The sequence below is a fragment of the Pseudomonas sp. GW531-T4 genome (assembly GCF_017349615.1).
GTDB lineage: Bacteria > Pseudomonadota > Gammaproteobacteria > Pseudomonadales > Pseudomonadaceae > Aquipseudomonas > Aquipseudomonas chlororaphis_I.
Map to the genome: position 1 here is coordinate 1 of NZ_JACMZT010000062.1, position 23,004 is coordinate 23,004.

Here is a 23,004-nt window from a genome sequence, read left to right on the forward strand (position 1 = left end):
TTTTATTTGCGAAATTTCAGGGGGCTAGAACGAAAGTTATATATATACAATTAATTGTCTGTCGGCGCCGTCACGGATTTGGCGTCAACTTGCCTTATAATCCGCAGCCTGGATTTTATTTGGAGAAACTTTATGCCTGCCCCTGTCTGGTGGCTGCTGTGCCTGCCGGTGATTGCCGGTGCTTTCCTACCCCTGCAAGCGGGAATCAACGGTCAATTGGCCAAGCAGGTTTCCAGCGTGCTGGCGGCGGCGCTGATCTCGTTTTTTGTCGGTACTGTGGCCTTGCTGGTCCTGGCCATGGCCCAGCGCGAAGTGCCCGGCCTGAGTGCCTTGAAAAGCCTGACCTGGTGGCACTGGTGCGGCGGTCTGCTGGGGGCGTTTTTCATTGCCACCGCGGCCTTCGCCGGCCCGCGGATCGGCGCCATGCTGTTCATGGCCCTGGTGCTCGCCGGGCAGTTGGGCATGGCCCTGGCGCTGGACCATTTCGGCTGGGCGGGTTTTCGCGAGGCGCCCATCAGCCTCGGCAAGATTGCCGGGCTGGTGCTGATCCTGGCGGGGGTGTTCCTGATTCGTCGCGGTTGAGGCGGGCTCAGGTCAACGGTTGCCAATGCCCGCTCATATGCTCCAGGTCGCCCGCGCCGGTCAGGCGCAAGTCACCGCTCGAACCCGCGGCGCTTGCCAGCAGGCACACCTCGCTGGGCAGGCGCACCGGCTTTCGGAAGTCCACGGCGATCTCGATATTGGCCGCCGGCAAATGCTCGCTCAACGCCGCCAGAGTCCGCGCCTTGTTCCACAGGCCGTGGGCGATGGCCTGGGGGAAGCCGAACATTCGGGCGCTCACCGCGCTCAGGTGAATCGGGTTGTAGTCGCCGGACACCCGGGCGTAACGCCGGCCGATATCGGCGGGGGCTTGCCAGCGCGTCAGCTCGCTGAGGCTGGCCTCGCTCGGCGGCTCTTCGGCCGCGGCTTCACCCGACAGTTTCACGCCCCGACAGAGCATCCGGCTTTGCGCTTCCCATAGAGGTCCGAGTGCATCGTCGACGCTGGTCAACAGATCGAACACCGCGCCTTTGGCATGGGGCTGCAAGTTGTCCACACGCACGCCGATGCTCAAGTTGCCGACCCCACCCATGGGCCGCAGCACACGAATGCGGTTGGCCAGGTGGATCAACCCCAGCAGCGGAAAGGGAAAGTCCTTGGCGGTCAGTAGTTGCATCTGCAGGGCGAACGCCAGCACATGGGGATAGGTCGGCGGCAGCAGGCCGTTCTCGGTAAAACCGCAGACCTGGCGATAGGCCGCAAGCTTCGCCGGCTGCACGCTCACCGGGTGGCGCAGGCCATATTCAGGCAGCTCGGTGCCGGTGATCCTGCGGCGGGTCGCGGCCTTCCAGTACAGCTTGGGCAGGTTCGGCGGGGTATCCAGCTCATTCCATTGCAGGCTCATGTTCAGGCTCCCAATACGCTTTGCCCACAGACGCGCAGCGCTTGCCCGGTGACCGCGCCGGTGCCCGGCTGGCCGAGCCAGGCCACGGCTTCGGCAACGTCCTGCGGCAACCCGCCTTGCCCCAGCGAACTCATGCGCCGCCCGGCTTCGCGCAGGGCGAACGGAATGTGCGCGGTCATCTGGGTTTCGATAAAACCCGGGGCCACGGCATTGATGCTGATGCCGCGCTCCTGCAACAGCGGAGCCCAGGCCTGGGCCAGGCCGATCAGCCCGGCCTTGCTCGCCGCATAGTTGGTCTGCCCGCGATTGCCGGCGATGCCGCTGATGGACGCCAGCAGGATCACCCGGCCGTTGTCGCGCAGGGTGCCGCTGTCCAGCAGTGCCTGGGTCAGCACCTGCGGGGCGTTGAGGTTGACCGCCAGCACCGCGTCCCAGAACTCCGGGGTCATGTTGGCCAGGGTCTTGTCGCGGGTGATGCCGGCGTTATGCACCACGATATCGATGCCGTCCGGCAACTGTTCCACCAACCGGGTCGCGGCGTCTTCGGCGCAGATATCCAGGGTGATCGCGTGGCCGCCCAGGCGCGCGGCCAGGGCTTCGAGATCGGTCTTGGCGGCGGGCACGTCCAGCAGCACCACCTGGGCACCATCCCGGGCCAGGGTCTCGGCGATCGCCGCACCAATGCCGCGCGCCGCGCCGGTGACCAGGGCCCGCGCGCCGGCCAGGGGCCGGGTCCAGTCCTGGACCTGGGGCGCGCAGGGGGTCAGGCGGATCGCCTGGCCGGAGATGTAAGCGCTTTTCGGCGAGAGAAAGAACCGCAGCGCGCCTTCCAGCTGGCTTTCGGCGCCCTCGCCGACGTACAGCAATTGCAGGGTGGCGCCGCTGCGCAGCTCCTTGGCCAGCGAACGGCTGAAGCCCTCCAGGGCGCGCTGGGCGCTGGCGGCGAACGGATCGCCGAGGGTTTCCGGGGCGCGGCCGAGAATCACCAGGTGCGCGCTGGGCTCGAGGTTCTTCATCAGCGGCTGGAAAAATTCGCGCAACTGCTTGAGCTGGTCGGTCTGCAGGATATCGCTGGCGTCGAATACCACGGCCTTGAGCCTGGGGCCGTGGCCGGGAATCCAGGCCGTGGCGAGGGTCGGATCGGTGCCGTAGCTGTAGATGCTCTCGGTCAGCCGCGGGGCGATGACGCCGACCTGCTGGGTGAGCGGGCCGCCGCCGATCAGCAGCGCCCCCTCGACCGGACGCATGCGGCCGGCCTGCCAGCGCTCCAGACGCACCGGCGACGGCAGGCCAAGGGCCCCGACCAGGCGGTGGCCGATGGACGAGTTGGCGAAGTCGATGTAGCGATCTGACATGGAACACTCTCCGTTCAGGCTGTCTGAAAACTACTGCGGGCTTCGCGCGCAATCCTGCGTTAAAAACAGGCTCGGAATGCTCATTTAGGCCCCTAAAGTCGTCCGCGACCCCGGCCGTTCCTCGCCTGTTTTTGCCTTGTCTTGCCTTCGCTCGCTACGTTTCAAACAGCCTGATTGCTGGGGTTCAAAGGTGTGGACCACGAAGGGCCTTCGGTCGTTCGATATACAACCTACGCTTGTCGGTTGTGCCACTCACAGAATAGGGAGCTTTCCATGACTCAGCTGCGTCGTGTTGCGATTATCGGCGGCAACCGCATCCCCTTTGCCCGTTCCAATGGTCCTTACGCCACTGCGAGCAACCAGGCCATGCTGACCGCGGCCCTGGAAGGCCTGATCGAACGCTACAACCTGCACGGCCTGCGCCTGGGCGAGGTGGCCGCCGGCGCGGTGCTCAAGCATTCCCGGGATTTCAACCTGACCCGCGAATGCGTACTCGGCTCGCGGCTGTCGCCGACCACCCCGGCCTACGATATCCAGCAAGCCTGCGGCACCGGCCTGGAAGCGGCGTTGCTGGTGGCCAACAAGATCGCCCTGGGGCAGATCGACTGCGGTATCGCCGGCGGCGTCGATACCACCTCGGACGCACCGATCGGGGTCAACGAAGGGCTGCGCAAGATCCTGCTGCAGGCCAACCGCGGCAAGACCCTGGGCGACAAGCTCATGACCTTCCTGCAACTGCGCCCCCGGCATCTCAAGCCGGAGCTGCCGCGCAACGGCGAGCCGCGTACCGGCTTGTCCATGGGCCAGCACTGTGAGCTGATGGCGCAAACCTGGAACATCCCCCGCGACGAGCAGGATCAACTGGCGCTGGAGAGCCATCAGAAAATGGCCGCTGCCTATGCCGAGGGCTGGCACGACGATCTGATGACCCCCTTCCTCGGCCTGACCCGCGACAACAATCTGCGCCCGGACCTGACCCTGGAAAAGCTGGCGTCGTTGAAGCCGGTGTTCGAGCGCGGCGACAAAGCCACCCTGACCGCGGGCAACTCCACGCCGTTGACCGATGGCGCGTCCCTGGTGCTGCTGGGCAGCGAGGAATGGGCGAAGGAACGTGGCTTGCCGATCCTGGCTTATTTGCGCGACGGCGAAGCGGCGGCGGTGGATTTCGTCCACGGCGCGGAAGGGCTGCTGATGGCTCCGGTCTACGCGGTGCCGCGCTTGCTGGCGCGCAACGGCCTGACGCTGCAGGACTTCGACTACTACGAAATCCATGAAGCCTTCGCCGCGCAGGTGCTGTGCACGCTCAAGGCCTGGGAGGATGCGCACTACTGCAAGAGCCGCCTGGGGCTGGACGCGCCCTTGGGCTCCATCGACCGCAGCCGGCTGAATGTCAAAGGCAGTTCGCTGGCGGCCGGGCATCCGTTCGCCGCCACCGGCGGGCGGATTGTCGCCAACCTGGCGAAGCTGCTGGAGGTGGCGGGGAAGGGGCGTGGCCTGATTTCGATCTGCGCCGCCGGTGGCCAGGGCGTGACGGCGATTGTCGAGCGCTGAGGGCCCGGGTTGGGCAGCCCTTGCTCGCGATCGAGCGCGAAGCACTCGCGACGAGCAGAGGGCGAGCAGTGGGCTATGATCCTGGTCGGTCGAGGGTGTCGGCATGACGGGTTGACCTGGCACATTGAGTGCATTGGCACTGTCGCAGGTCGGTAACCTCTCCCCGTGGTGCGAGGATTGCCGTATAACGAGTGACATTCGCGTGTTTGGTAATAAAGGACCCCTGATAAAAGCTGATGAAGACTCCAAAACGCATTGAACCCCTGATCGAGGACGGTCTGGTCGACGAGGTGCTGCGCCCACTCATGAGTGGTAAAGAAGCAGCTGTTTATGTGGTGCGCTGCGGCAACGAATTACGTTGCGCCAAGGTTTACAAGGAGGCGAACAAACGAAGTTTTCGTCAGGCGGCCGAGTATCAGGAAGGCCGCAAGGTGCGCAACAGCCGTCAGGCTCGCGCGATGGCCAAGGGGTCCAAGTTCGGGCGCAAGGAGGCCGAAGACGCCTGGCAGAACGCCGAAGTGGCGGCGCTGTTCCGCCTGGCCAATGCCGGCGTGCGGGTGCCCAAGCCGTTCGACTTCCTCGAAGGCGTGCTGCTGATGGAGTTGGTGGCGGATGAATACGGCGATGCCGCGCCACGCCTGAACGACGTGGTGCTGGAGCCGGATCAGGCCCGCGAATATCACGCCTTCCTGATCTCCCAGATCGTGCTGATGCTGTGTACCGGCCTGGTGCACGGTGACCTGTCCGAGTTCAACGTGCTGCTGACTCCCGATGGCCCGGTGATCATCGACCTGCCCCAGGCGGTGGACGCGGCGGGCAACAACCACGCCTTCAGCATGCTGGAGCGGGATGTCGGCAACATGGCCTCCTACTTCGGGCGGTTTGCCCCGGAGCTCAAGCGCACCCGTTACGCCAAGGAGATGTGGGCGCTGTACGAAGCCGGCACCCTGCACCCGGGCAGCGTCCTGACCGGCGAGTTCGACGATCCTGAAGAACTGGCGGATGTCGGCGGTGTGCTGCGGGAGATCGAGGCGGCGCGCCTGGACGAGGAGCGGCGCCAGGCCATGCGCATGGCTGACGACGCACCACCGACCAAGTCCGAGGAACCACCGCCTCCGCCCTGGATGCAGTGATTCACGGGTACAAAAAATCCGGCCAAAGCCGGATTTTTTTGTGCCCGTGAATCACGTAACCGCTGCCGCAGGCTGCGATAAGGCTCGAAGAGCCTTCCAGCGATCTCGAAGAGCACGTCCTCTTCGTACGGAATGCCGCCCAGACCGATCACAGCCTGCAGCAGCGGCTACATCACGCGCAGCACCCGCCCGAAGCAAGGTCCTTGAGAATCGGACAATCCGGGCGATGGTCGCCGTGGCAGTGCTTTACCAGATCCTGCAGGGTGTCGCGCAGCCCGGCCAGCTCGGCGATTTTCCGGTTGAGCTCGTCGATGTGCTGGCGGGCCAGGGCTTTGACATCGGCGCTGGCGCGCTGGCGGTCCTGCCACAGGGTCAGCAGCTTGCCCACTTCCTCCAGGGAAAAGCCCAGGTCCCGCGAGCGCTTGATAAAGGCCAGGCTGTGCAGGTCGTCGTCACCGTACAGGCGGTAGCCGCTGTCGCTGCGATGGGCCGGCCTGAGCAGGCCGATAGACTCGTAGTAGCGGATCATCTTGGCGCTCAGGCCGCTCTTGCGGGCTGCTTGGCCGATGTTCATCGGGCGTCCTCCAGGTCTTTGGGTTTCCAGGTTTTCAACAGTAGCGCATTGCTCACCACGCTGACGCTGGACAACGCCATGGCCGCCCCGGCCAGCACCGGGTTGAGCAGGCCGAACGCCGCCAGCGGAATGCCGATCAGGTTGTAGACGAAGGCCCAGAACAGGTTCTGGCGGATCTTCGCATAGGTCTTGCGGCTGATCTCCAGGGCCGCCGGCACCAGGCGCGGGTCGCCGCGCATCAGGGTGATCCCCGCCGCGTGCATCGCCACATCGGTACCGCCGCCCATGGCAATGCCGATATCGGCGGCGGCCAGGGCCGGGGCGTCGTTGATGCCGTCGCCGACCATCGCCACCACGCCGGTCTTTTTCAGTTCGGCGACCGTGGCGGCCTTGTCGGCGGGCAGCACTTCGGCGTGCACGTTGGTGATGCCCAGGGCCTCGGCGACCACCTTGGCGCTGCCGCGGTTGTCGCCGGTCAGCAGGTGGCTGCCGATATGGCGCGCACCCAGTTGTTGCACCGCTTGCAGGGCGCCGGGCTTGAGGGTGTCGCCAAAGGCGAACAGGCCCAGTACGCGGGGTTGCGGCTGTTGTTCGATCAGCCAGGACAGGGTGCGGCCTTCAGTTTCCCAGGCCTGGGCCGAGGCCGCCAGGTCGCCGGCCTGCAGGCCGCTTTCTTCCAGCAGGCGCCGGTTGCCCAGGGCCAGTTGGCGGCCGTCCAGGGTGCCGGCGATGCCGCGGCCGGTCAGGGACTGGCTGGCGCTGACGTCGGCCACCGCCAACTGGCGTTCGGCGCACAGGTCGAGAACGGCCTTGGCCAGCGGGTGCTCGCTGCCGCGTTGCAGGGCGCCAGCCAATTGCAGCAGGTGGTCTTCGTTGCCATCGACCGCATCCAGATGGGCGATGCGTGGCGTGCCGGAAGTCAGGGTGCCGGTCTTGTCGAAGACCACGGTGCTGACTTCATGGGCGCGCTCCAGGGCTTCGGCGTCCTTGATCAGGATCCCGTGGCGGGCGGCGACGCCGGTACCGGCCATGATCGCGGTCGGCGTGGCCAGCCCCAGCGCGCAGGGACAGGCGATGACCAGCACCGCGACCGCATTGATCAGCGCGGTTTCCAGCGGCGCGCCATACAGCCACCAGCCGATCAGCGTTGCCAGGGCCAGCACCAGTACCGTCGGCACGAACACCTGGCTGACCCGGTCCACCAGCTTCTGGATCGGCGCCTTGCCGGCCTGGGCGTCTTCCACCAGGCGGATGATGCGCGCCAGCACGGTTTCCGCGCCGAGGGCCAGGGTCCGCACCAGCAGCCGGCCTTCACCGTTGATGGCGCCGCCGGTGACCGGGTCGCCGGGCTGTTTCGGCACCGGCAGGCTTTCGCCGCTGATCAGGGCCTCGTCGGCATGGCTCTGGCCTTCGACCACTTCGCCGTCCACCGGGAAGCGCTCGCCGGGCTTGACCAGCACCAGGTCGTTCAGGCGCAGGGCGCTGATCGCCACGTCCCGCTCACGGCCATCGACGACCAGGATCGCCCGCTCCGGGCGCAAGGCTTCGAGGGCGCGGATGGCGCTGGCGGTCTGGCGCTTGGCGCGGCTTTCCAGGTACTTGCCCAGCAGCACCAGGGCGATCACCACGGCCGAGGCCTCGAAGTACAGGTGCGGCATGCCGCCGGCGGGGGTGATGGCCCATTGGTACAGGCTCAAGCCGTAACCGGCACTGGTGCCCAGGGCCACCAGCAAATCCATGTTGCCGGCACCGGCGCGCACGGCTTTCCAGGCGGCGACATAAAAACGCGCACCGAAGATGAATTGCACCGGTGTGGCCAGGACGAACTGCGCCCAGGCCGGCAGCATCCAGTGCAGGCCAAAGGGTTGCACCACCATGGGCAGTACCAGCGGCAGGGCCAGCAGGATCGCCAGCACCAGGGACCAGCGTTCGCGCTGCAGGCGTTGCTGCTGATCGTCGCGCTCGGGGTGTTCGGCCTGCCATAGGGTGGCGGAGTAGCCGGCCTTGTCGACGGCGGCGATCAAGTCGGCGCTATCGACCTGACCCAGCAGATCGATGCGCGCGCGTTCGTTGGCCAGGTTGACGCTGACCCGGGTGACCCCGGCCACCTTACTCAGCGCGCGTTCCACGCGGCCGACGCAGGAGGCGCAGGTCATGCCGCCGATATTCAGTTCCAGGCTGTGGGCCGGCACGCTGTAGCCGGCATCCTGCACCGCGGCCATCAGCGCCGGCAGGCTGTCGCTGGGCGCCTGGACGCGGGCCTGTTCGGTGGCGAGGTTGACGCTGACAGCCATGGCGCCGGCGACCTTGCTCAAGGCACGCTCCACACGCCCGGCGCAGCTGGCGCAGGTCATGCCGGCAATCGGCAGGTCAAAAGTGGTTGATTCGGACATCACTGACACTCCCTGTAAACGGTGGTCTACAGGATCAACCTTGCCATGCTGGCAAGGTCAAGCGCCATGGTGCAGGGTGCTTCAATCTGTCTCGGGGTAACGCCAGGGTCGTCGCCTGTGCCGGTTCCGGGGAGGGACAGGGCGCAGGCGACGATCCGGGGCCTCAGTATCCCAGGCCGGTGCGCTGGAGCTGCAGGCCCGATGGGCTCATGGCGATGCGGAACTTCAGTACGTCGCCGGCCTTGAGGCTGATGTCCTGGGAGCTTGGCGCGAGCATGCCCGGGTTGCAGCCCGGCATCTGCCCCGGCAGCAGTTTCAGACGCAGCGAGACTTTGCCCGGCGGCAGGTTGAAGGACGTGGCTTGTTCCTGGAACAGCCGGCCCGCCAACTGGTCCTCGATGTACAGGCCGATTTCGCAGGACGTGGCGACTTCCAGCCGTTCCCGGGAAATGATCAGGACGCCGTAGTCCTCGCCGGCGGCATTGACCGAAGGGGTGGCCGCGATCAGGCCGAGGAGGCTGAACAGGCTGATAACCGACCAGCGCATGGCTGAATCTCCTAGTGTCGTGTCGTTGAGGGGTGAAGCTTGGCCGAGCGCGTGGACTATTGCCAGCCCGGCAGATGTATCCGGAACTTGACCTTGCCATGGTGGCAAGGCCAAGACTGGCGATAACCCTCACAACAGGAGAAGCGTCATGCAAGTGTTCAATGTCGAAGGTATGTCCTGCGGTCACTGCGTCCGGGCCATCACTCAGGCGGTGCAGAGCAAGGATCCGGCGGCCAGCGTCAAGGTCGATCTCGGGGCCAGGGAAGTGGGTGTGGAAAGCCGCTTGTCCGCCGACGAGGTGATCAGCCTGATCAGCGAAGAAGGCTATGCGGTCAAGCTGGCTTGAGCGGATTTAACCGGTCTTTTTAATAGTTAGCGACCTATCGGAATGTTCAAGGCCTCCAAGCGCGGATAAACTGTCGGGCTGCCGACCGACCCGCACCTGGATGCCTGATGAACCTTCGCACAATCCTGATTCTCGGCGCCCTGAGCGCCTTCGGTCCTCTGGCCATCGACTTCTATCTACCGGCGTTCCCGGCGATGGCGCTGGCCTTTGGCACCGATGAAAAACACGTCCAGCTGACCCTGGCGGCCTACTTCCTCGGCCTGTCCATCGGCCAGCTGGCCTACGGTCCCGTGGCCGACCGCTTTGGCCGGCGCATCCCGTTGCTGGCCGGGGTGGGGCTGTTCACCCTGGCGTCCCTGGCCTGCGCCTACGCGCCGAACCTGGAATGGCTGATCGGTGCGCGCTTCGTCCAGGCACTGGGCGGCTGCGCTGGCATGGTGATTTCCCGGGCGGTGGTCAGCGACAAGTGCGACGCGGTGGGTTCGGCCAAGGTGTTTTCCCAGCTGATGCTGGTCATGGGCCTGGCGCCGATCCTCGCGCCGATGCTCGGCGGCCTGCTGGTGAATCTCTACGGCTGGCAGTCGATCTTCATCATGCTGACCCTGTTCAGCGCCCTGGCCGGCCTGGCGGTAGCCCTGGGCTTGCCGGAAAGCCTGCCGGCCCATGTGCCGCGCCAGCCCTTGTCCGGCGCCTTGCGCCAATACGGCCGGCTGCTGGCTGACCGGGTGTTTCTCGGCCATGCCCTGACCGGGGGCATCGCCATCGCCGGGATGTTCGCCTACATCGCCGGTTCGCCTTTCGTCTTCATCAAGCTCTACGGTGTGCCGGCCGAGCACTTCGGCTGGTTCTTCGGGATCAACGCCGGCGGTTTCATCCTGGTGGCGCAGATCAATGCGCGGTTGCTGGCCAAGCGCGGTCCGGCGTTCCTGCTGGCGCGCACGGTGTGGATCTACCTGTTGGGGGGCCTGGCGCTGCTTGCCGTCAGCTCGTTGCACCCGGCACAACTCTGGCCGCTGCTGCTGCCGCTGTTCATTTGCATCGCCAGCCTGGGTTGCATCCTTCCCAATGCTTCGGCCTGCGCCATGAACGGTCAGGGCGCACGGGCCGGCAGTGCCTCGGCGATGCTCGGCTGCCTGCAGTTCAGTGTGGCGGCCGGCGCCGCGGCGCTGGTGGGTGTGCTGCACGACGGCAGCGCCGTGCCGATGGCGACGGTCATCAGCCTGTGTGGGATTCTGGTGGTGACGCTGGCGATGGTCACCCGGAAATTGCAGAACGCCAGGGCGCTGCAAGCCGCCCAGCTGTAATCAGCCGGCGGCGCGCTGTTGGCTTTCGGGGAATCGATGGGGAGCTTGCAGACGCGTTTCCAGGGTATTGGCGAAGGCTCGGGCTTCGGCCTCGCTGCGGAAGGTCACCGCATGCTGGTCGAGTTGAACCTGCCATTGGGAGCCTTTGGATTTTGCCAATTCTTTTATCAGGATCTTCATTGCTGACCTCCTCGGGTAAAAGATTTGCACTGCAAGGGCCCCCAGTGTAGACCTGAATACGGTCACAAGTATGACAAGGATCAACTCTCGGACTGACGGCGTCCTGCCCCTTTCCGGAGCCGGCAGGACTGCCGTCCGCTCCCTGCTTCAGAACCCTTCCAGCACGATCTTGCCCTTGGCCTTGCCGCTTTCCAGCAAGGCATGAGCGCGCCGCAGGTTGGCCGCGTTGATGGTGCCGAAGTGCTCGCCGAGGGTGGTCTTCAAGGTACCGGCGTCGATCAGCTCGGCGACGCGATTGAGCAGCTTGTGCTGCTCCTGCATGTCCGCGGTCTCGAACAGCGAACGGGTGTACATGAACTCCCAGTGCAGCGACAGGCTCTTGCGCTTGAGCTTGGTCACGTCGAGGGTTTTCGGATCGTCGATCAGCGCCAGCCGGCCCTGGGGCGCGAGCGCCTCGACCAGTTCGTCCAGGTGCGCGTCGGTCTGGGTCAGGCTGGCGACATGGGTGACGCTGGCCTGGCCGGCCTTCTTCAGTTCCTGGCTCAGCGGCTGGCTGTGGTCGATCACCAGATCGGCGCCCAGCTCGCGCACCCAGCCCTGGGTTTCAGCGCGTGAGGCAGTGCCAATGACCTTGAGAGCGGTGAGCTGGCTGGCCAGTTGGGTGAGGATCGAACCCACACCGCCGGCCGCGCCGACGATCAACAGGCTCTGCTGCCGATCGGCCTGGCCTTCGGCGATCTGCAGGCGCTCGAACAGCAGTTCCCAGGCGGTGATCGCGGTCAGCGGCAGGGCGGCGGCTTCGGCGAAACCCAGGCTCTTGGGCATATGGCCGACGATGCGCTCGTCCACCACATGCAGTTCGCTGTTGCCGCCGGCACGGGCGATCGAGCCGGCGTAGAACACCTTGTCGCCGGCCTTGAACAGGCTGACGTCGCTGCCCACCGCCTTGACCACCCCGGCCACGTCCCAGCCCAGCACCTTGGCGGCGCCGCCTTCAGGCTGGACGTTCTGGCGGACCTTGGTGTCCACCGGGTTGACCGAGATGGCTTTGACTTCCACCAGCAGGTCGCGCGGGCCGGCAACCGGTTCCGGCAGTTCGATGTCTTGCAGGGACAAAGGATCGTTGATCGGCAGGGAGGCGTAGTAGGCGATGGCTTTCATGGTGAGTTTTCCTGATGAAGATAAAGGTCGGGTCAGAGGATCAGCAGCAGGCGCTTGAGCTCGAAGTGCTCGATCGCCTCGCGGGTCTGGCTGAGAAAGTGCTGGAAGTGCGCCGTGGCGTTGTGAAACTCCAGGGCCGCCTCATCGTCCCAGCGCTCCAGTACATAAAAGGTGCCTGGGTCTTCGGCGTCCTGGTGCAGGTTGTAGTACTGGCAGCCGGCTTCTTCACGGCTCGGTTGCACCAGGGCGGTGAGTTCGCGTTGGAGCAGGGCCTGCTGGCCGCTCTTCGCGACAAGGGTGGCGATGGCGGTAAAGGCTTGCGACATGGTGGCGTCCTTCAGGGCGGTATGACGGGCTGGTGTGAGAGTGCGCAGATCATTGGCCATTTCCCCGGAAGATAAAACCGGCTAAAACAGCAGTCTCTTTCAATATTTTTTTGATAATGCCCGGTGAGCCAGATGCTGCGATTCGATGACCTGCAATTGTTCGTGCGCGCCGCCGACCTCGGCAGCCTGTCTGCCGCGGCGCGGGTCATGGACCTGTCGGCGGCGGTGGCCAGCGCCGCCCTCAAGCGCATCGAGCAGCAACTCGGCGCCCGGCTGCTGGCGCGTTCGACCCGCAGCCTGCGTCTGACCGCCGAGGGCGAAGGGTTTCTCGAATACGCCCGCGCCGCCCTGAGCAACCTGGAGGAAGGGCGGCGCCTGCTGGCCAGCGGGCAGGATCAGGTCAGCGGCGTTCTCCAGCTGTCCGCGCCCTCGGACTTCGGCCGCAACCTGTTGCTGCCCTGGCTCGACCAGTTCCAGCAGGAGCACCCCAAACTCGCGGTGCGCCTGCTGCTGGGCGACCGCATTGCCGACCTGTTTCGCCAGCCGGTGGACATCGCCCTGCGTTACGGCGAGCCGGAAGACTCCAGCCTGGTGGCCCTGCCGGTCGCGCCGCAGAACCGCCGGGTGCTGGTGGCCGCCCCCGAGTACCTGGCCCGCCACGGCGAGCCGCGCCAGCTGGAGCAACTGGCCCAGCACAATTGCCTGCTCTACATGCTCGGCAGCCGGGTGCACGACCACTGGAGTTTCCATGACGGCAAGCGCGAGGTCGGCCTGACGGTCAGTGGCGATCGTTTCAGCGACGATGCCGATGTGGTGCGCCTGTGGGCGGTGGCGGGGCGGGGCATCGCCTACAAGTCCTGGCTCGACGTGGCGGCCGATGTGCTGGCCGGGCGGCTCAAGGTGCTGATGCCGGAGCTGCGCTGCGAACGGGCACCGCTGAACCTGTTGTGCGCCCATCGGGCGCAGTTGAGCAAACCGGTGAACCTGCTGCGGGACATGTTGCAGGCGCGCTGCGCTGAAGTTTCCGCGCATTACCCCAGGCCAGCCCACGCCGATCACTGACCCTGGCCGGCGGCGTCGTTGCGGGGTGCGGGCAGGTCGCATCCAGCACTGAGCGGCGGCGTCGATCTTGCACACTCGATTGCAGACCATTCAATCGGGGGGACGGGGCATGGCAAGTCAGGGATACAGTGCGGCGGAGCGTCTGGAACGCTTGCCCATCAGCGGTTATCACCGAGTCATTTTCATCATCATCGCCCTGGCGTTTTTCTTCGACTCCATGGACCTGGCGATGATGACCTTCCTGCTCGGCTCGATCAAAGCCGAGTTCGGCCTGAGCACGGCCCAGGCCGGCCTGCTGGCCAGTGCGAGTTTCTTCGGCATGGTGGTCGGCGCATCGCTGTCGGGCATGCTCGCCGACCGCTTCGGGCGCAAGCCGGTGTTCCAGTGGAGCATCGTGCTCTGGGGCATCGCCAGCTACCTGTGCTCCACGGCGCAGACGGTGGACAGCCTGACCCTGTTCCGGGTGCTGCTGGGGATTGGCATGGGCATGGAGTTTCCCATCGCCCAGTCGATGCTGTCGGAGATGATCCCGGCCAAGCGGCGCGGGCGCTACATCGCCTTGATGGACGGCTTCTGGCCGCTGGGTTTTGTCGCGGCGGGCGTGCTCTCGTACTTCCTGCTGCCGCTGATCGGCTGGCGCGATATCTTCCTGGTCCTGGCGATCCCGGCGGTGTTCGTGCTGGCGATCCGTTTCTTCATTCCCGAGTCGCCGCGCTGGCTGGAGCAGGCCGGGCGGCACGCCGATGCCGACCAAGTGCTGCGACGGATCGAGGATAAGGTCCGCGCCTCGTTGCAGCGCGCGGACCTGCCCGAGCCGGTGCGCCTGCCGCGGGTGGAAAGTGTGCCGGGGCATTTCTTCTCAGCCTTGCGCGAGATCTGGTCGCCGCTCTATCGCCAGCGCACGATGATGATCTGGAGCGTGTGGTTCTTTGCCCTGCTGGGTTTTTATGGCCTGACCTCGTGGCTCAGCGCCTTGTTGCAGCAGTCGGGGTTCGCCGTGACCCAGTCGGTGTATTACACGGTACTGATTTCCCTCGGCGGGATTCCCGGCTTCCTTATGGCCGCCTGGCTGGTGGAGCGCTGGGGGCGCAAGCCGGTGTGCGTGATCACCCTGCTGGGCGGTGGGGTCATGGCGTTTTTCTACGGGCAGAGCGCGGTATTCGGCGGCAACGTGGCGCTGCTGATCAGCTCCGGCCTGTTGATGCAGTTCTTCCTGTTCGGTATGTGGGCGGTGCTCTACACCTATACGCCCGAGTTGTATCCCACCTCGGCGCGGGCTACCGGTTCCGGGTTCGCCTCGGCGGTGGGGCGCATCGGTTCGCTGCTCGGGCCTTTGGTGACCGGCGTGGTGTTCCCGATGACCGGGCAGGGTGGGGTGTTCGCCCTGGGCGCGCTGTGTTTCGCGGTCGCCGCGGCGGTGGTCTGGCTGTTCGGGATGGAGACCCGGGGCAAGACGCTGGAAGAGTTGAGCGAAGTCGGCGCCTGATCTGTAGCCGCTGCCGCAGGCTGCGATAGGTCCGCAGGACCTCCGGCGTCGTTGAGATCACCGCGACCGTTCCGGTCGATCGCAGCCTTCGGCAGCGGCTACAGGTGTATCGCGGTTACGGCTTGACCAAGCGCGCATCCAGGCTGTTCTGCGCCAGGCGCTTGGCCTGATCCTGGGTCATGCCCAGGTGGGTGTACAGGGCGTGGAAGTTCTCGGTGACGTAGCCGCCGAAGTAGGCCGGGTCATCGGAGTTCACGGTGACCTTTACCCCACGCTCGAGCATCTCGAGGATGTTGTGCTGCGACATGTGATCGAACACGCAGAGCTTGGTGTTCGACAGTGGGCAGACGGTCAGCGGGATCTGCTCGTCGATGATGCGCTGCATCAGTCGCTCGTCCTCGAAGGCGCGCACGCCGTGGTCGATGCGCTGGATCTTCAGCAGGTCGAGGGCTTCCCAGATGTACTCGGGCGGGCCTTCTTCACCGGCGTGGGCGACGGTGAGGAAACCTTCGCTGCGGGCACGATCGAACACCCGCTGGAACTTGCTCGGCGGGTGACCCATTTCCGAACTGTCCAGGCCGACCGCGACAAAGGCTTCGCGGAACGGCAGCGCCTGGTCGAGGGTTTTCTGCGCTTCGTCTTCGCTCAGGTGGCGCAGGAAGCTCAGGATCAGGCCGCTGGTGATGCCCAGTTGCTGCTCGCCATCCTTGAGCGCGCTGGCGATGCCGTTGAGCACCACTTCGAAGGGGATGCCGCGATCGGTGTGGGTCTGCGGATCGAAGAAGGGTTCGGTGTGGATGACGTTCTGCTCTTTGCAGCGCAGCAGGTAGGCCCAGGTCAGGTCGTAGAAATCCTGGGAGGTGCGCAGTACGTCCGCGCCCTGGTAGTACAGGTCGAGGAACTCTTGCAGGTTGTTGAAGGCATAAGCCTTGCGCAGGGTTTCCACATCGCTCCAGGGCAGGGCGATCTTGTTGCGTTCGGCCAGGGCGAACAGCAGCTCGGGCTCCAGGGAACCTTCGAGGTGCAGGTGCAGTTCGGCCTTGGGCAAGGCGTTCAGCCAGTCGTACATGGGTGTGATCTCATCAGGTGCAGTCGAGCGCTGCGTGAACGTGTTGCGCTCCATCATCCTGCGGCGAAAAGCCGACCGCAAGGTGCGATGACAGGCGCTGGCCCCGGATTTCCCCAGGGCTGCGCGGGCGCGTCAGGTTCCCATCGCGCCCATAAGGGCAGGCATTCTACAGGCGCACGCGGACGATTCGGCAAAACCTGACCAACCGGCCGATCAGGACGCTTGCAGTTCCCGGCGATAGGCATAGGTATCGGCGAACCGCGACAAGAGGAACTCGGCGCAGGTGGTGACCGGGTACTTCGGCGGATGCCCGGCATCCTGGCAGCCGGGCAGGCATTCGATGCGCGTATCCGGATGGGGCTCGGCGAAGAATGGCATCGAGTAGCGGTCCACCCCCAGCGGGCTGATCACCCGGTGCGGCGTCGAGAGGTAACGGTCGTTGCTCCAGCGCGCCATCATGTCGCCGAGGTTGACCACGAAGGTGCCCTCGATGGGCGGGGCGTCGATCCACTGGCCCTGGACGTTGCGCACCTGCAGGCCACCGGCGCTGTCCTGGTAGAGCAGGGTGATGCAGCCGTAGTCGGTGTGGGCGCCGGCGCCTTGCTGCTCGCCGCTGCTGGCGGTGTGCCGCGGCGGGTAATGGATCAGGCGCAGGACGCTGACCGGCTCCTTGAAGCGGCGGTCGAAAAAGTCGCGCTCGATGCCCAGGGCCAGGGTCATGGCCCGCAGCAGGGTCTGGGCCAGGGCCTGCATGTCCAGGTAGTGCTGCTCCATCAACGTTTCCCAGCCGGCGATATCCGGGTGCCGGTTGCTGCCGCGCAGCGGTTTTTCCGCGAGTACCTCGGGATGGTCGGCCGGCAGGTGCAGGCCCATGTCGAAGGTTTCCTTGAGGTCGCTGGGCTTGTCCGGGTCCAGCTGCTCGGTGGCGATCGCACCGTAGCCGCGATGGTGGCGGGTCTGGGTGATATCGATCTTGAGTTTCTCGGCGGCCGGCAGGGCGAAGAACTGCCGGGCGGCGTCGAGCAACTGGCCGATGCGCGCGGCGCTGATCGGGTGGCCCTTGATATAGAAGAAGCCCCACTCGCGGCAGGCGCGGTCGATCTGTTGGGCGACGCTGTTCCAGCCGTGGGCGTCGTCGCCGTAGAGCGGGCTGATGTCGATGATTGGAAGCTGGTTCATATAAATGCTCTCAAGGTAGCCACTGCCCTGTAGCCGCTGCCGCAGGCTGCGATCGACCCCGAAGGGGCGTGCTCTGGAGATCGATCCAAGGTCCTTCGGACCTTGGTGCAACTGCGGCTGCGGCTACAGGATTCGATGAGTCATTTCGGAATGTCGGCCTTCATGCCTTCCACGTAATAGTTCATCGACGCGAGCTCGGCATTGCTGGCGCTGACCCCGGCGGCGAGTTTTTCCACGCCGGCCTGATCCTTGATCGGCCCGGTGAACGGGTGGAAGGCGCCGCTCTTGATGTCGGCGATGATCTGCTCGGCTTCACGCTTGACGTCGGCCGGCACCAGGTCGCTGATCGGCAGTTCGACCGTGCCTTCCTTCAGGCCGCCCCAGTAGTCCTGGGATTTCCAGCTGTGGTCGAGCACGCCCTGGGTGGCCTGGATGTAGTGCGGGCCCCAGTTGTTGACGATGGAGGTCAGCACCGCTTTGGGCCCGAAGTGGGCCATGTCCGAGGCGTAGCCCACGGCATACACGCCACGGCGTTCGGCGGCCTGGATCGGCGCCGGGCTGTCGGTGTGCTGGAAGATCACGTCGGCGCCCTGGTCGATCAGGGCGTTGGCGGCGTCGGCTTCCTTGCCCGGGTCGAACCAGGAGTTGACCCACACCACCTTGATCTCGGTGCCCGGGTTGTATTTGTTCAGGGCCAGTTGGATGGCGTTGATGTCGCGGATCACTTCCGGGATCGGGAAGGAGGCGATGTAGCCGACTTTCTTGCTCTTGGTCATCTTCGCCGCGAGAAAACCGCCGACGTAGCGACCTTCATAGGTGCGGGCCAGGTAGGTGCCGAGGTTCTTGTCCTGCTTGTAGCCGGTGGCGTGTTCGAAGGTGGTTTTGGGGAATTGCTTGGCGACTTTCAGGGTCGGGTTCATGTAGCCGAAGGAGGTGGTGAAGATCAGGTCGTACTGGTCCTTGGCCATGTTGCGGATCACCCGCTCGGCGTCGGCGCCTTCGGCGACGTTCTCCACGTAGTTGGTCTTGATCCGGTCGCCGAACTTCTCCACCAGCGCCTTGCGTCCCTGTTCATGCTGATAGGTCCAGCCGTGGTCGCCGATCGGGCCGATATAGACAAAGCCGACCTTCAACGGGTCGGCGGCGCTGGCGCCCAGCGAGACGCTCAGGCCGATGGCCGCGGTGAGGGCGCACAGCAATTTTTGCAACGGACGTTTATGCATGAATCCGGACTCCATTTTGTTGTGGGGCGAGGCTGGGCTCTAAGGCTTGAATGGCTCAATGCAAATAGCTGACCAACAGGACAACAAAATTTCGGGGGCAGGGTGAAGCCTTCGCGGGCAAGCCTCGCTCCTGCAGAATCGCGGCGATCACGGGATCCGGCATGGCGTAAATCCTGTAGGAGCGAGGCTTGCCCGCGATCAATCTCAAGGCCGCCCAAGAGCCAACCCGGTGCGCCATGCCCACTCCATGCCAACCCCTGGTGCACGAAGGTGTAACGAAACGTTAGTGACTCCATGCAGTCTTTAGCTCATCTCTACTGCTCGATTTATCCGGTCAAAGGACTGCAATGTTCACTTCACTCAAGCAAGAAAGTTTTCTGTTGCTGGCGCTGCTCGCGGCGCTGGTTGCCTATCCGTTGGAGCATGCGCTGCTCAACAGCGGCCAGGGCGTGGCGCTGATCTCCGGGCTGGTGCTGATCGGTTTTATCGTCGCCGCCTCGATGCGCGTCGCCCATCACGCCGAGCTGCTGGCGGAGAAGGTCGGCGACCCCTACGGCACCATGATCCTGACCCTCGCCGCGGTCCTGGTGGAGGTGGTGATCCTGGCGATCATGATGAGCAACGAGGCCTCGCCGACCCTGGTGCGCGACACCATCTATTCGGCGGTGATGCTCGACATCAATGGCATCCTCGGCCTGGCCGCGCTGATGGGTGGGATCAAGCATGGCGAGCAGGCCTACAATGACGACTCGGCGCGCTCCTACAGCGTGATGATCCTCACCGCCATGGGCGTGTCGATGGTGGTGCCGGAGTTCATCCCCGAAGCGAAATGGAAGCTCTACTCGGCCTTTACCATTGGCGCGATGGTGCTGTTGTACACCCTGTTCCTGCGCATGCAGGTCGGTGCCCACAGCTACTTTTTCAGCTACAGCTACCCGGAAAAACGCCGCAAGAAAGAACCGACGGAAGATCAGCCAGCACCTGTCAGTCTGGCGTTTTCCATCGCCACCCTGGTGTTCGGCGTGGTGCTGATCGGCGCGTTGGCGGAGGTGATGTCCAAGACCTCGACCTGGGGCTGGAAGGCACGGGCGCGCCGCCGGTGATCACTGCGATCCTGGTGGCGGCGATTTCCGCGGCGCCGGAGATCCTTACGGCCCTGCGCGCGGCGTTAGCCAATCGCATGCAGTCGGTGGTCAATATTGCGTTGGGCGCGTCGTTGTCGACGGTGATCCTGACGGTGCCGGTGATGGAGGCCATGGCGCTCTACACCGGCCAACCGTTCCAGATGGCGATGACCCCGGTGCAGACGGTGATGATCTTCATCACCCTGATCGTCAGCGCGATCAACCTCAACGACGGTGAGACCAATGCCATCGAAGGCATGACCCACTTCGTGCTGTTCGCGACCTTTATCATGTTGTCGTTACTGGGTCTTTGAAGAGCATCGCGAGCAAGCTCGCTCCTACATCCGGCGTGATTCATTCTGGAAATGATCGGAACCGGTTCCCTGTAGGAGCGAGCTTGCTCGCGATAACACCGGATCAGGCGCCGCCGATCAACTCCCGCGCCGCCTGCCGGTGATCGGCAATCAGGCCCCGCACATCCAACCCCTCGACCTGCCCATCGATCACCCGCCACTGGCCGCCGACCATCACCCGGTCCGCCCGGTCCGCGCCGCACAGCAGCAACGCCGACAACGGATCATGGCTGCCGGAGAAGCGCAGCTCATCGAGCTTGAACAGCGCCAGGTCGGCCTGTTTGCCCACGGCCAGCTCGCCGATATCGTCGCGCCCCAGCAACCGTGCCGAACCCCGGGTGGCCCAGCCCAGCACCAACTCCGGGGTGATCTTCTCGGCGCCGTAGCGCAGGCGCTGCAGGTACAGGGCCTGGCGGGTTTCGAGAATCATGTTCGAGGCGTCGTTCGAGGCCGAGCCATCCACACCCAGGCCGACGGGCGCGCCAGCGTCGGTCAGTTCCAGGGTCGGGCAGATGCCCGAGGCCAGGCGCATGTTGGAACTCGGGCAGTGACAGATGCCGGTCCCGGCCGCGCCAAGGCGGGCGATTTCATCCGGGTTGAAATGGATGCCGTGGGCCAGCCAGGTCCGCGGGCCGAGCCAGCCGACGCTGTCCAGGTAGTCCACGGTGCGCAGGCCGAAACGTTGCAGGCAGAAGTCTTCCTCGTCGAGGGTTTCCGCCAGGTGGGTGTGCAGGCGCACGTCGAGTTTTTCCGCCAGCTCGGCGCTGGCCGCCATGATCTCTGGGGTCACCGAGAACGGCGAGCAGGGCGCCAGGGCGATCTGGATCTGCGCGCCGGCGCCGCGTTGGTGGTACTCGGCGATCAGCCGCTGGCTGTCGGCGAGAATCACCTCGCCCTGCTGCACGGTCTGTTGCGGCGGCAGGCCGCCATCCGCTTCGCCGAGGCTCATGGAACCGCGGGTGAGCATGGCGCGCATGCCCAGTTCGCGCACGCTGGCCACCTGCACGTCGATGGCGTTTTCCAGGCCCTCGGGGAACAGGTAGTGGTGGTCGGCGGCGGTGGTGCAGCCTGACAGCAGCAGTTCGGCCAACGCCACTTTACTGGCCAGGGCGAGTTTCTCCGGGGTCAGCCGGGCCCAGACCGGGTACAGGGTTTTCAGCCAGGGAAACAGCGGCTGGTTGACCACCGGCGCCCAGGCGCGGGTCAGGGTCTGATAGAAGTGGTGATGGGTGTTGATCAGCCCCGGCAGCAGCACGTGCTCGCGGGCATCGAAGACCTGTCCACAGGGCTGGGCGGGTTGCTGCCCGGCGCCGAGCACTTCGACGATCAGGCCGTCTTGCAGCACCAGGCCGCCACGGGCGTCGAGGGCATTGCCAGTGAAAATGGCGAGGGGATTTTTTAACCAGGTACGGGTCGCAGGCATGGTGGCCGGCTCCTCTGAAAGTGGGTTCAGGTTAGCCAGCTCAGTGTTGCCCTGTCTGCTGATCCAGGGTCGCCACGGGGGCGAGGTGCGCAGTTTACGGGGAGACCGCTGCGCGGTCTATCGCGGGCAAGCCTCGCTCTTACAGGCGGTCACTGTAGGCGCGAGGCTGGCCCGCGATAACGTCCTGTAGCCGCTACCGAAGGTTGCGCTCGACCACGAAGTGGGCGCTGCGATGTCGGCAGCGGCTACAGGTGCAGGCTTACCAGGGAATGGTCTCGCCCTTGTAGTTGACGAAATGGTGCCCGCCCTTGCCGGTATAGGCATTGATCTGCTCGATCAGGCCGCGGGTGCTGGTCTCGACGTCGATGTCGGCGCCTTCGCCGCCCATATCGGTCTTCACCCAACCCGGGTGCAGCGACAGCACGGTGAGCTTCTGCTCGAGCTGGGTCACGAAGCTGTTGGTCATGGAATTCAGCGCCGCCTTGCTGGCCTTGTACAGCGCCAGCTCCGGCGCGTCGGGCATGGTCACGCTGCCCAGCACCGAACTCATGAACGCCAGCACGCCGCTGTCCGGGCGGATCTGCGGGGCGAAACGCTGGGCCAGGTTGATCGGCGCCACGGCGTTGGTGAAGAACAGCTGGCCGACTTCCGCCAGGGTCGCCTTGCCCGGCGTCTGGTCGTCCGGCCCCTTGACCCCGGCGTTGACGAACAGCAGGTCGAACACTTCGCCTTTGAGCTTCTGGTTCAGGGCGATCACCGCCTGCTGGTCGTCCATGTCCAGCTGTTCGATGCGGACCGGACCCAGGGCCTTGAGCGCCTCGGCTTTTTGCGGATTGCGCACGGTGGCGGTGACCTGCCAGCCAGCGTCCAGCAGGCGTTGCACCAGGCCCAGGCCCAGGCCTCTGGAGGCGCCGATGATCAGTGCGGTTTTTGGCGTAGACATGCAGGGATTCCTTGATGAGTGAAGATCATGGATTTAAGGGGCAACGCCGCTGCCGATCGCGCCGAGGCTGAAGCCCAGGCGTTGCGCGGTCTTGATGTAGAGCGCCAGCTGCACCCTGTCGCTGGGGTAATCACGATAGCCGTTGGCGGTGCGTTGCGCCGCGATCAATCCGCGCTGCTCGTAGAAGCGCAGGGTATCGCGGCTGACGGCGCAGGCCTGGGCACGTTCACCGATGTGCATGCAGGAGTCTCGGAAGGGCTTGACCCTGGAGCATACTCCAGGCTTTAGCCTGCGTGCTCCTTGAATATCCGGAGCGATCCTTTATGTGGAGCACAGCGCAATACCGTCAATTGGTGCGGGCCAGCGGTTGGTACGACCTGATCGTCACCGCTGCCTTTGTCACCCCCTGGAGCTTTCTCGCCCTGCACGGGCTGATGCAGCAGTGGAGCCAGGCCTTCAACCTGCCCGGCGACCTGCCGCCGTTCGCGCCCATGCATCTGCTGATGGTCAACCTGATGGGCTCGATCGTCTGCGTGTGGTCGGTGCTGCGCATCCGCGATCCGCAGCTGGCCTTCGGACGCTACGACGCCGCCGGCCGGCTGCTGTTCTCCACTTGGCAGATCTACGCCCTGGCCCACGGTGGCACGGCCTTGATCGGCGTGATCCTGTTTTTCGAACTGGCCTGGGCGGTGGCGCAGTTGTGGCCGGTTCGCGGGGAGCAGCGGGCGATTCCTGGCCCGGCCTGAAGCATGGTCGGACGGCCGGATCCCGCGGGGGCAGGAGCCGGCAGCTCGGCGAGGGCGTCGCAGCGAATGCAGGGGATGAGCA

At 65.1% G+C, this 23,004-nt stretch carries 21 protein-coding genes and 2 pseudogenes; 9 read left to right on the plus strand and 14 right to left on the minus strand.

Going from position 1 to position 23,004, the window contains the following annotated elements:
- Positions 1-132 precede the first annotated feature (132 nt).
- Positions 133-582, plus strand: a complete 450-nt coding sequence (locus J4D28_RS28735; RefSeq protein WP_016703794.1) for a DMT family transporter — start codon at positions 133-135, stop codon at positions 580-582.
- Positions 583-589: 7 nt separating this feature from the next.
- Here J4D28_RS28735 and J4D28_RS28740 read toward each other — a convergent pair whose 3' ends face one another.
- A complete protein-coding gene (locus J4D28_RS28740) occupies positions 590-1,444 on the minus strand; it encodes a MaoC family dehydratase (RefSeq protein ID WP_009046804.1) in 855 nt (284 codons plus the stop codon).
- 2 nt (positions 1,445-1,446) lie between these two features.
- Positions 1,447-2,799 carry a 3-oxoacyl-ACP reductase gene (locus J4D28_RS28745; RefSeq protein ID WP_103331821.1) on the minus strand — a complete coding sequence of 451 codons (1,353 nt, stop codon included), beginning with the start codon at positions 2,797-2,799 and terminating at the stop codon, positions 1,447-1,449.
- Between the two features lie 273 nt (positions 2,800-3,072).
- Between J4D28_RS28745 and J4D28_RS28750 the strand changes: the two genes are divergently transcribed.
- The gene (locus tag J4D28_RS28750; RefSeq protein ID WP_103331820.1) at positions 3,073-4,350 is read left to right on the plus strand and encodes an acetyl-CoA C-acetyltransferase; all 1,278 of its coding nucleotides are present in this window, start codon (positions 3,073-3,075) and stop codon (positions 4,348-4,350) included.
- 236 nt (positions 4,351-4,586) lie between these two features.
- Positions 4,587-5,483 carry a PA4780 family RIO1-like protein kinase gene (locus J4D28_RS28755; RefSeq protein ID WP_009046807.1) on the plus strand — a complete coding sequence of 299 codons (897 nt, stop codon included), beginning with the start codon at positions 4,587-4,589 and terminating at the stop codon, positions 5,481-5,483.
- Between the two features lie 172 nt (positions 5,484-5,655).
- Here J4D28_RS28755 and cueR read toward each other — a convergent pair whose 3' ends face one another.
- The 3 genes from cueR to J4D28_RS28770 all read right to left on the minus strand — a co-directional run bounded on the left by cueR (position 5,656) and on the right by J4D28_RS28770 (position 8,997).
- On the minus strand, positions 5,656-6,057 hold the full coding sequence (cueR, locus tag J4D28_RS28760) for a Cu(I)-responsive transcriptional regulator (RefSeq protein ID WP_016703798.1): 402 nt from the start codon (positions 6,055-6,057) through the stop codon (positions 5,656-5,658).
- Positions 6,054-8,450: a heavy metal translocating P-type ATPase gene (locus tag J4D28_RS28765; protein WP_103331819.1), complete on the minus strand. Its 2,397-nt coding sequence runs from the start codon at positions 8,448-8,450 to the stop codon at positions 6,054-6,056. The genes cueR and J4D28_RS28765 overlap by 4 nt, the downstream gene beginning before the upstream one ends.
- 163 nt (positions 8,451-8,613) lie before the next feature.
- On the minus strand, positions 8,614-8,997 hold the full coding sequence (locus J4D28_RS28770; protein ID WP_009046810.1) for a hypothetical protein: 384 nt from the start codon (positions 8,995-8,997) through the stop codon (positions 8,614-8,616).
- A 148-nt stretch (positions 8,998-9,145) separates the two neighbouring features.
- Between J4D28_RS28770 and J4D28_RS28775 the strand changes: the two genes are divergently transcribed.
- Positions 9,146-9,343, plus strand: a complete 198-nt coding sequence (locus tag J4D28_RS28775; RefSeq protein WP_007923288.1) for a heavy-metal-associated domain-containing protein — start codon at positions 9,146-9,148, stop codon at positions 9,341-9,343.
- A 107-nt stretch (positions 9,344-9,450) separates the two neighbouring features.
- Positions 9,451-10,647 (plus strand): multidrug effflux MFS transporter, encoded by a 1,197-nt coding sequence (locus J4D28_RS28780; RefSeq protein ID WP_016703800.1) that lies wholly within the window; start codon positions 9,451-9,453, stop codon positions 10,645-10,647.
- Here the strand turns inward: J4D28_RS28780 and J4D28_RS28785 are convergent, their stop codons facing one another.
- The 3 genes from J4D28_RS28785 to J4D28_RS28795 all read right to left on the minus strand — a co-directional run bounded on the left by J4D28_RS28785 (position 10,648) and on the right by J4D28_RS28795 (position 12,314).
- A complete protein-coding gene (locus tag J4D28_RS28785) occupies positions 10,648-10,827 on the minus strand; it encodes a hypothetical protein (protein ID WP_038582330.1) in 180 nt (59 codons plus the stop codon). It abuts the gene before it with no gap.
- Between the two features lie 147 nt (positions 10,828-10,974).
- On the minus strand, positions 10,975-11,988 hold the full coding sequence (locus tag J4D28_RS28790) for a zinc-binding alcohol dehydrogenase family protein (RefSeq protein WP_016703802.1): 1,014 nt from the start codon (positions 11,986-11,988) through the stop codon (positions 10,975-10,977).
- 32 nt (positions 11,989-12,020) lie between these two features.
- The gene (locus J4D28_RS28795; protein WP_009046814.1) at positions 12,021-12,314 is read right to left on the minus strand and encodes a putative quinol monooxygenase; all 294 of its coding nucleotides are present in this window, start codon (positions 12,312-12,314) and stop codon (positions 12,021-12,023) included.
- 132 nt (positions 12,315-12,446) lie between these two features.
- Here J4D28_RS28795 and J4D28_RS28800 point away from each other — a divergent pair, with 132 nt between their 5' ends.
- Both J4D28_RS28800 and J4D28_RS28805 read left to right on the plus strand, forming a co-directional pair.
- Positions 12,447-13,376, plus strand: coding sequence for a LysR family transcriptional regulator (locus tag J4D28_RS28800; protein ID WP_103331822.1), 930 nt, complete (start codon positions 12,447-12,449; stop codon positions 13,374-13,376).
- 109 nt (positions 13,377-13,485) lie between these two features.
- Complete coding sequence (locus J4D28_RS28805) at positions 13,486-14,862, plus strand: MFS transporter (protein ID WP_038630527.1); 1,377 nt, start codon at positions 13,486-13,488, stop codon at positions 14,860-14,862.
- 115 nt (positions 14,863-14,977) lie between these two features.
- On the opposite strand, the gene J4D28_RS28810 is transcribed toward J4D28_RS28805, so the two are convergent.
- From J4D28_RS28810 to J4D28_RS28820, 3 genes are all read right to left on the minus strand, one after another.
- The gene (locus J4D28_RS28810) at positions 14,978-15,931 is read right to left on the minus strand and encodes an adenosine deaminase (RefSeq protein WP_007923280.1); all 954 of its coding nucleotides are present in this window, start codon (positions 15,929-15,931) and stop codon (positions 14,978-14,980) included.
- Between the two features lie 213 nt (positions 15,932-16,144).
- A complete protein-coding gene (locus J4D28_RS28815) occupies positions 16,145-17,110 on the minus strand; it encodes a 2-oxoglutarate and iron-dependent oxygenase domain-containing protein (RefSeq protein WP_053268143.1) in 966 nt (321 codons plus the stop codon).
- A gap of 140 nt (positions 17,111-17,250) precedes the next feature.
- Entirely contained in the window at positions 17,251-18,333 is a 1,083-nt protein-coding gene (locus tag J4D28_RS28820) for a BMP family ABC transporter substrate-binding protein (RefSeq protein ID WP_038630529.1), read from the minus strand.
- Between the two features lie 347 nt (positions 18,334-18,680).
- Here J4D28_RS28820 and J4D28_RS28825 point away from each other — a divergent pair.
- A pseudogene (locus tag J4D28_RS28825) lies at positions 18,681-19,771 on the plus strand (calcium:proton antiporter).
- A 103-nt stretch (positions 19,772-19,874) separates the two neighbouring features.
- On the opposite strand, the gene J4D28_RS28830 reads toward J4D28_RS28825, so the two are convergent.
- The 3 genes and pseudogenes from J4D28_RS28830 to J4D28_RS28840 form a co-directional block, all read right to left on the minus strand.
- Positions 19,875-21,233 carry an 8-oxoguanine deaminase gene (locus J4D28_RS28830; protein WP_038630531.1) on the minus strand — a complete coding sequence of 453 codons (1,359 nt, stop codon included), beginning with the start codon at positions 21,231-21,233 and terminating at the stop codon, positions 19,875-19,877.
- A 259-nt stretch (positions 21,234-21,492) separates the two neighbouring features.
- A complete protein-coding gene (locus J4D28_RS28835; RefSeq protein WP_009046821.1) occupies positions 21,493-22,176 on the minus strand; it encodes an SDR family oxidoreductase in 684 nt (227 codons plus the stop codon).
- 39 nt (positions 22,177-22,215) lie between these two features.
- Positions 22,216-22,416 (minus strand): annotated as a pseudogene (locus tag J4D28_RS28840) (MerR family transcriptional regulator); the annotation flags it as partial.
- Between the two features lie 83 nt (positions 22,417-22,499).
- Here J4D28_RS28840 and J4D28_RS28845 point away from each other — a divergent pair.
- The gene (locus tag J4D28_RS28845; protein ID WP_028681568.1) at positions 22,500-22,922 is read left to right on the plus strand and encodes a hypothetical protein; all 423 of its coding nucleotides are present in this window, start codon (positions 22,500-22,502) and stop codon (positions 22,920-22,922) included.
- Positions 22,923-23,004: the final 82 nt, after the last annotated feature.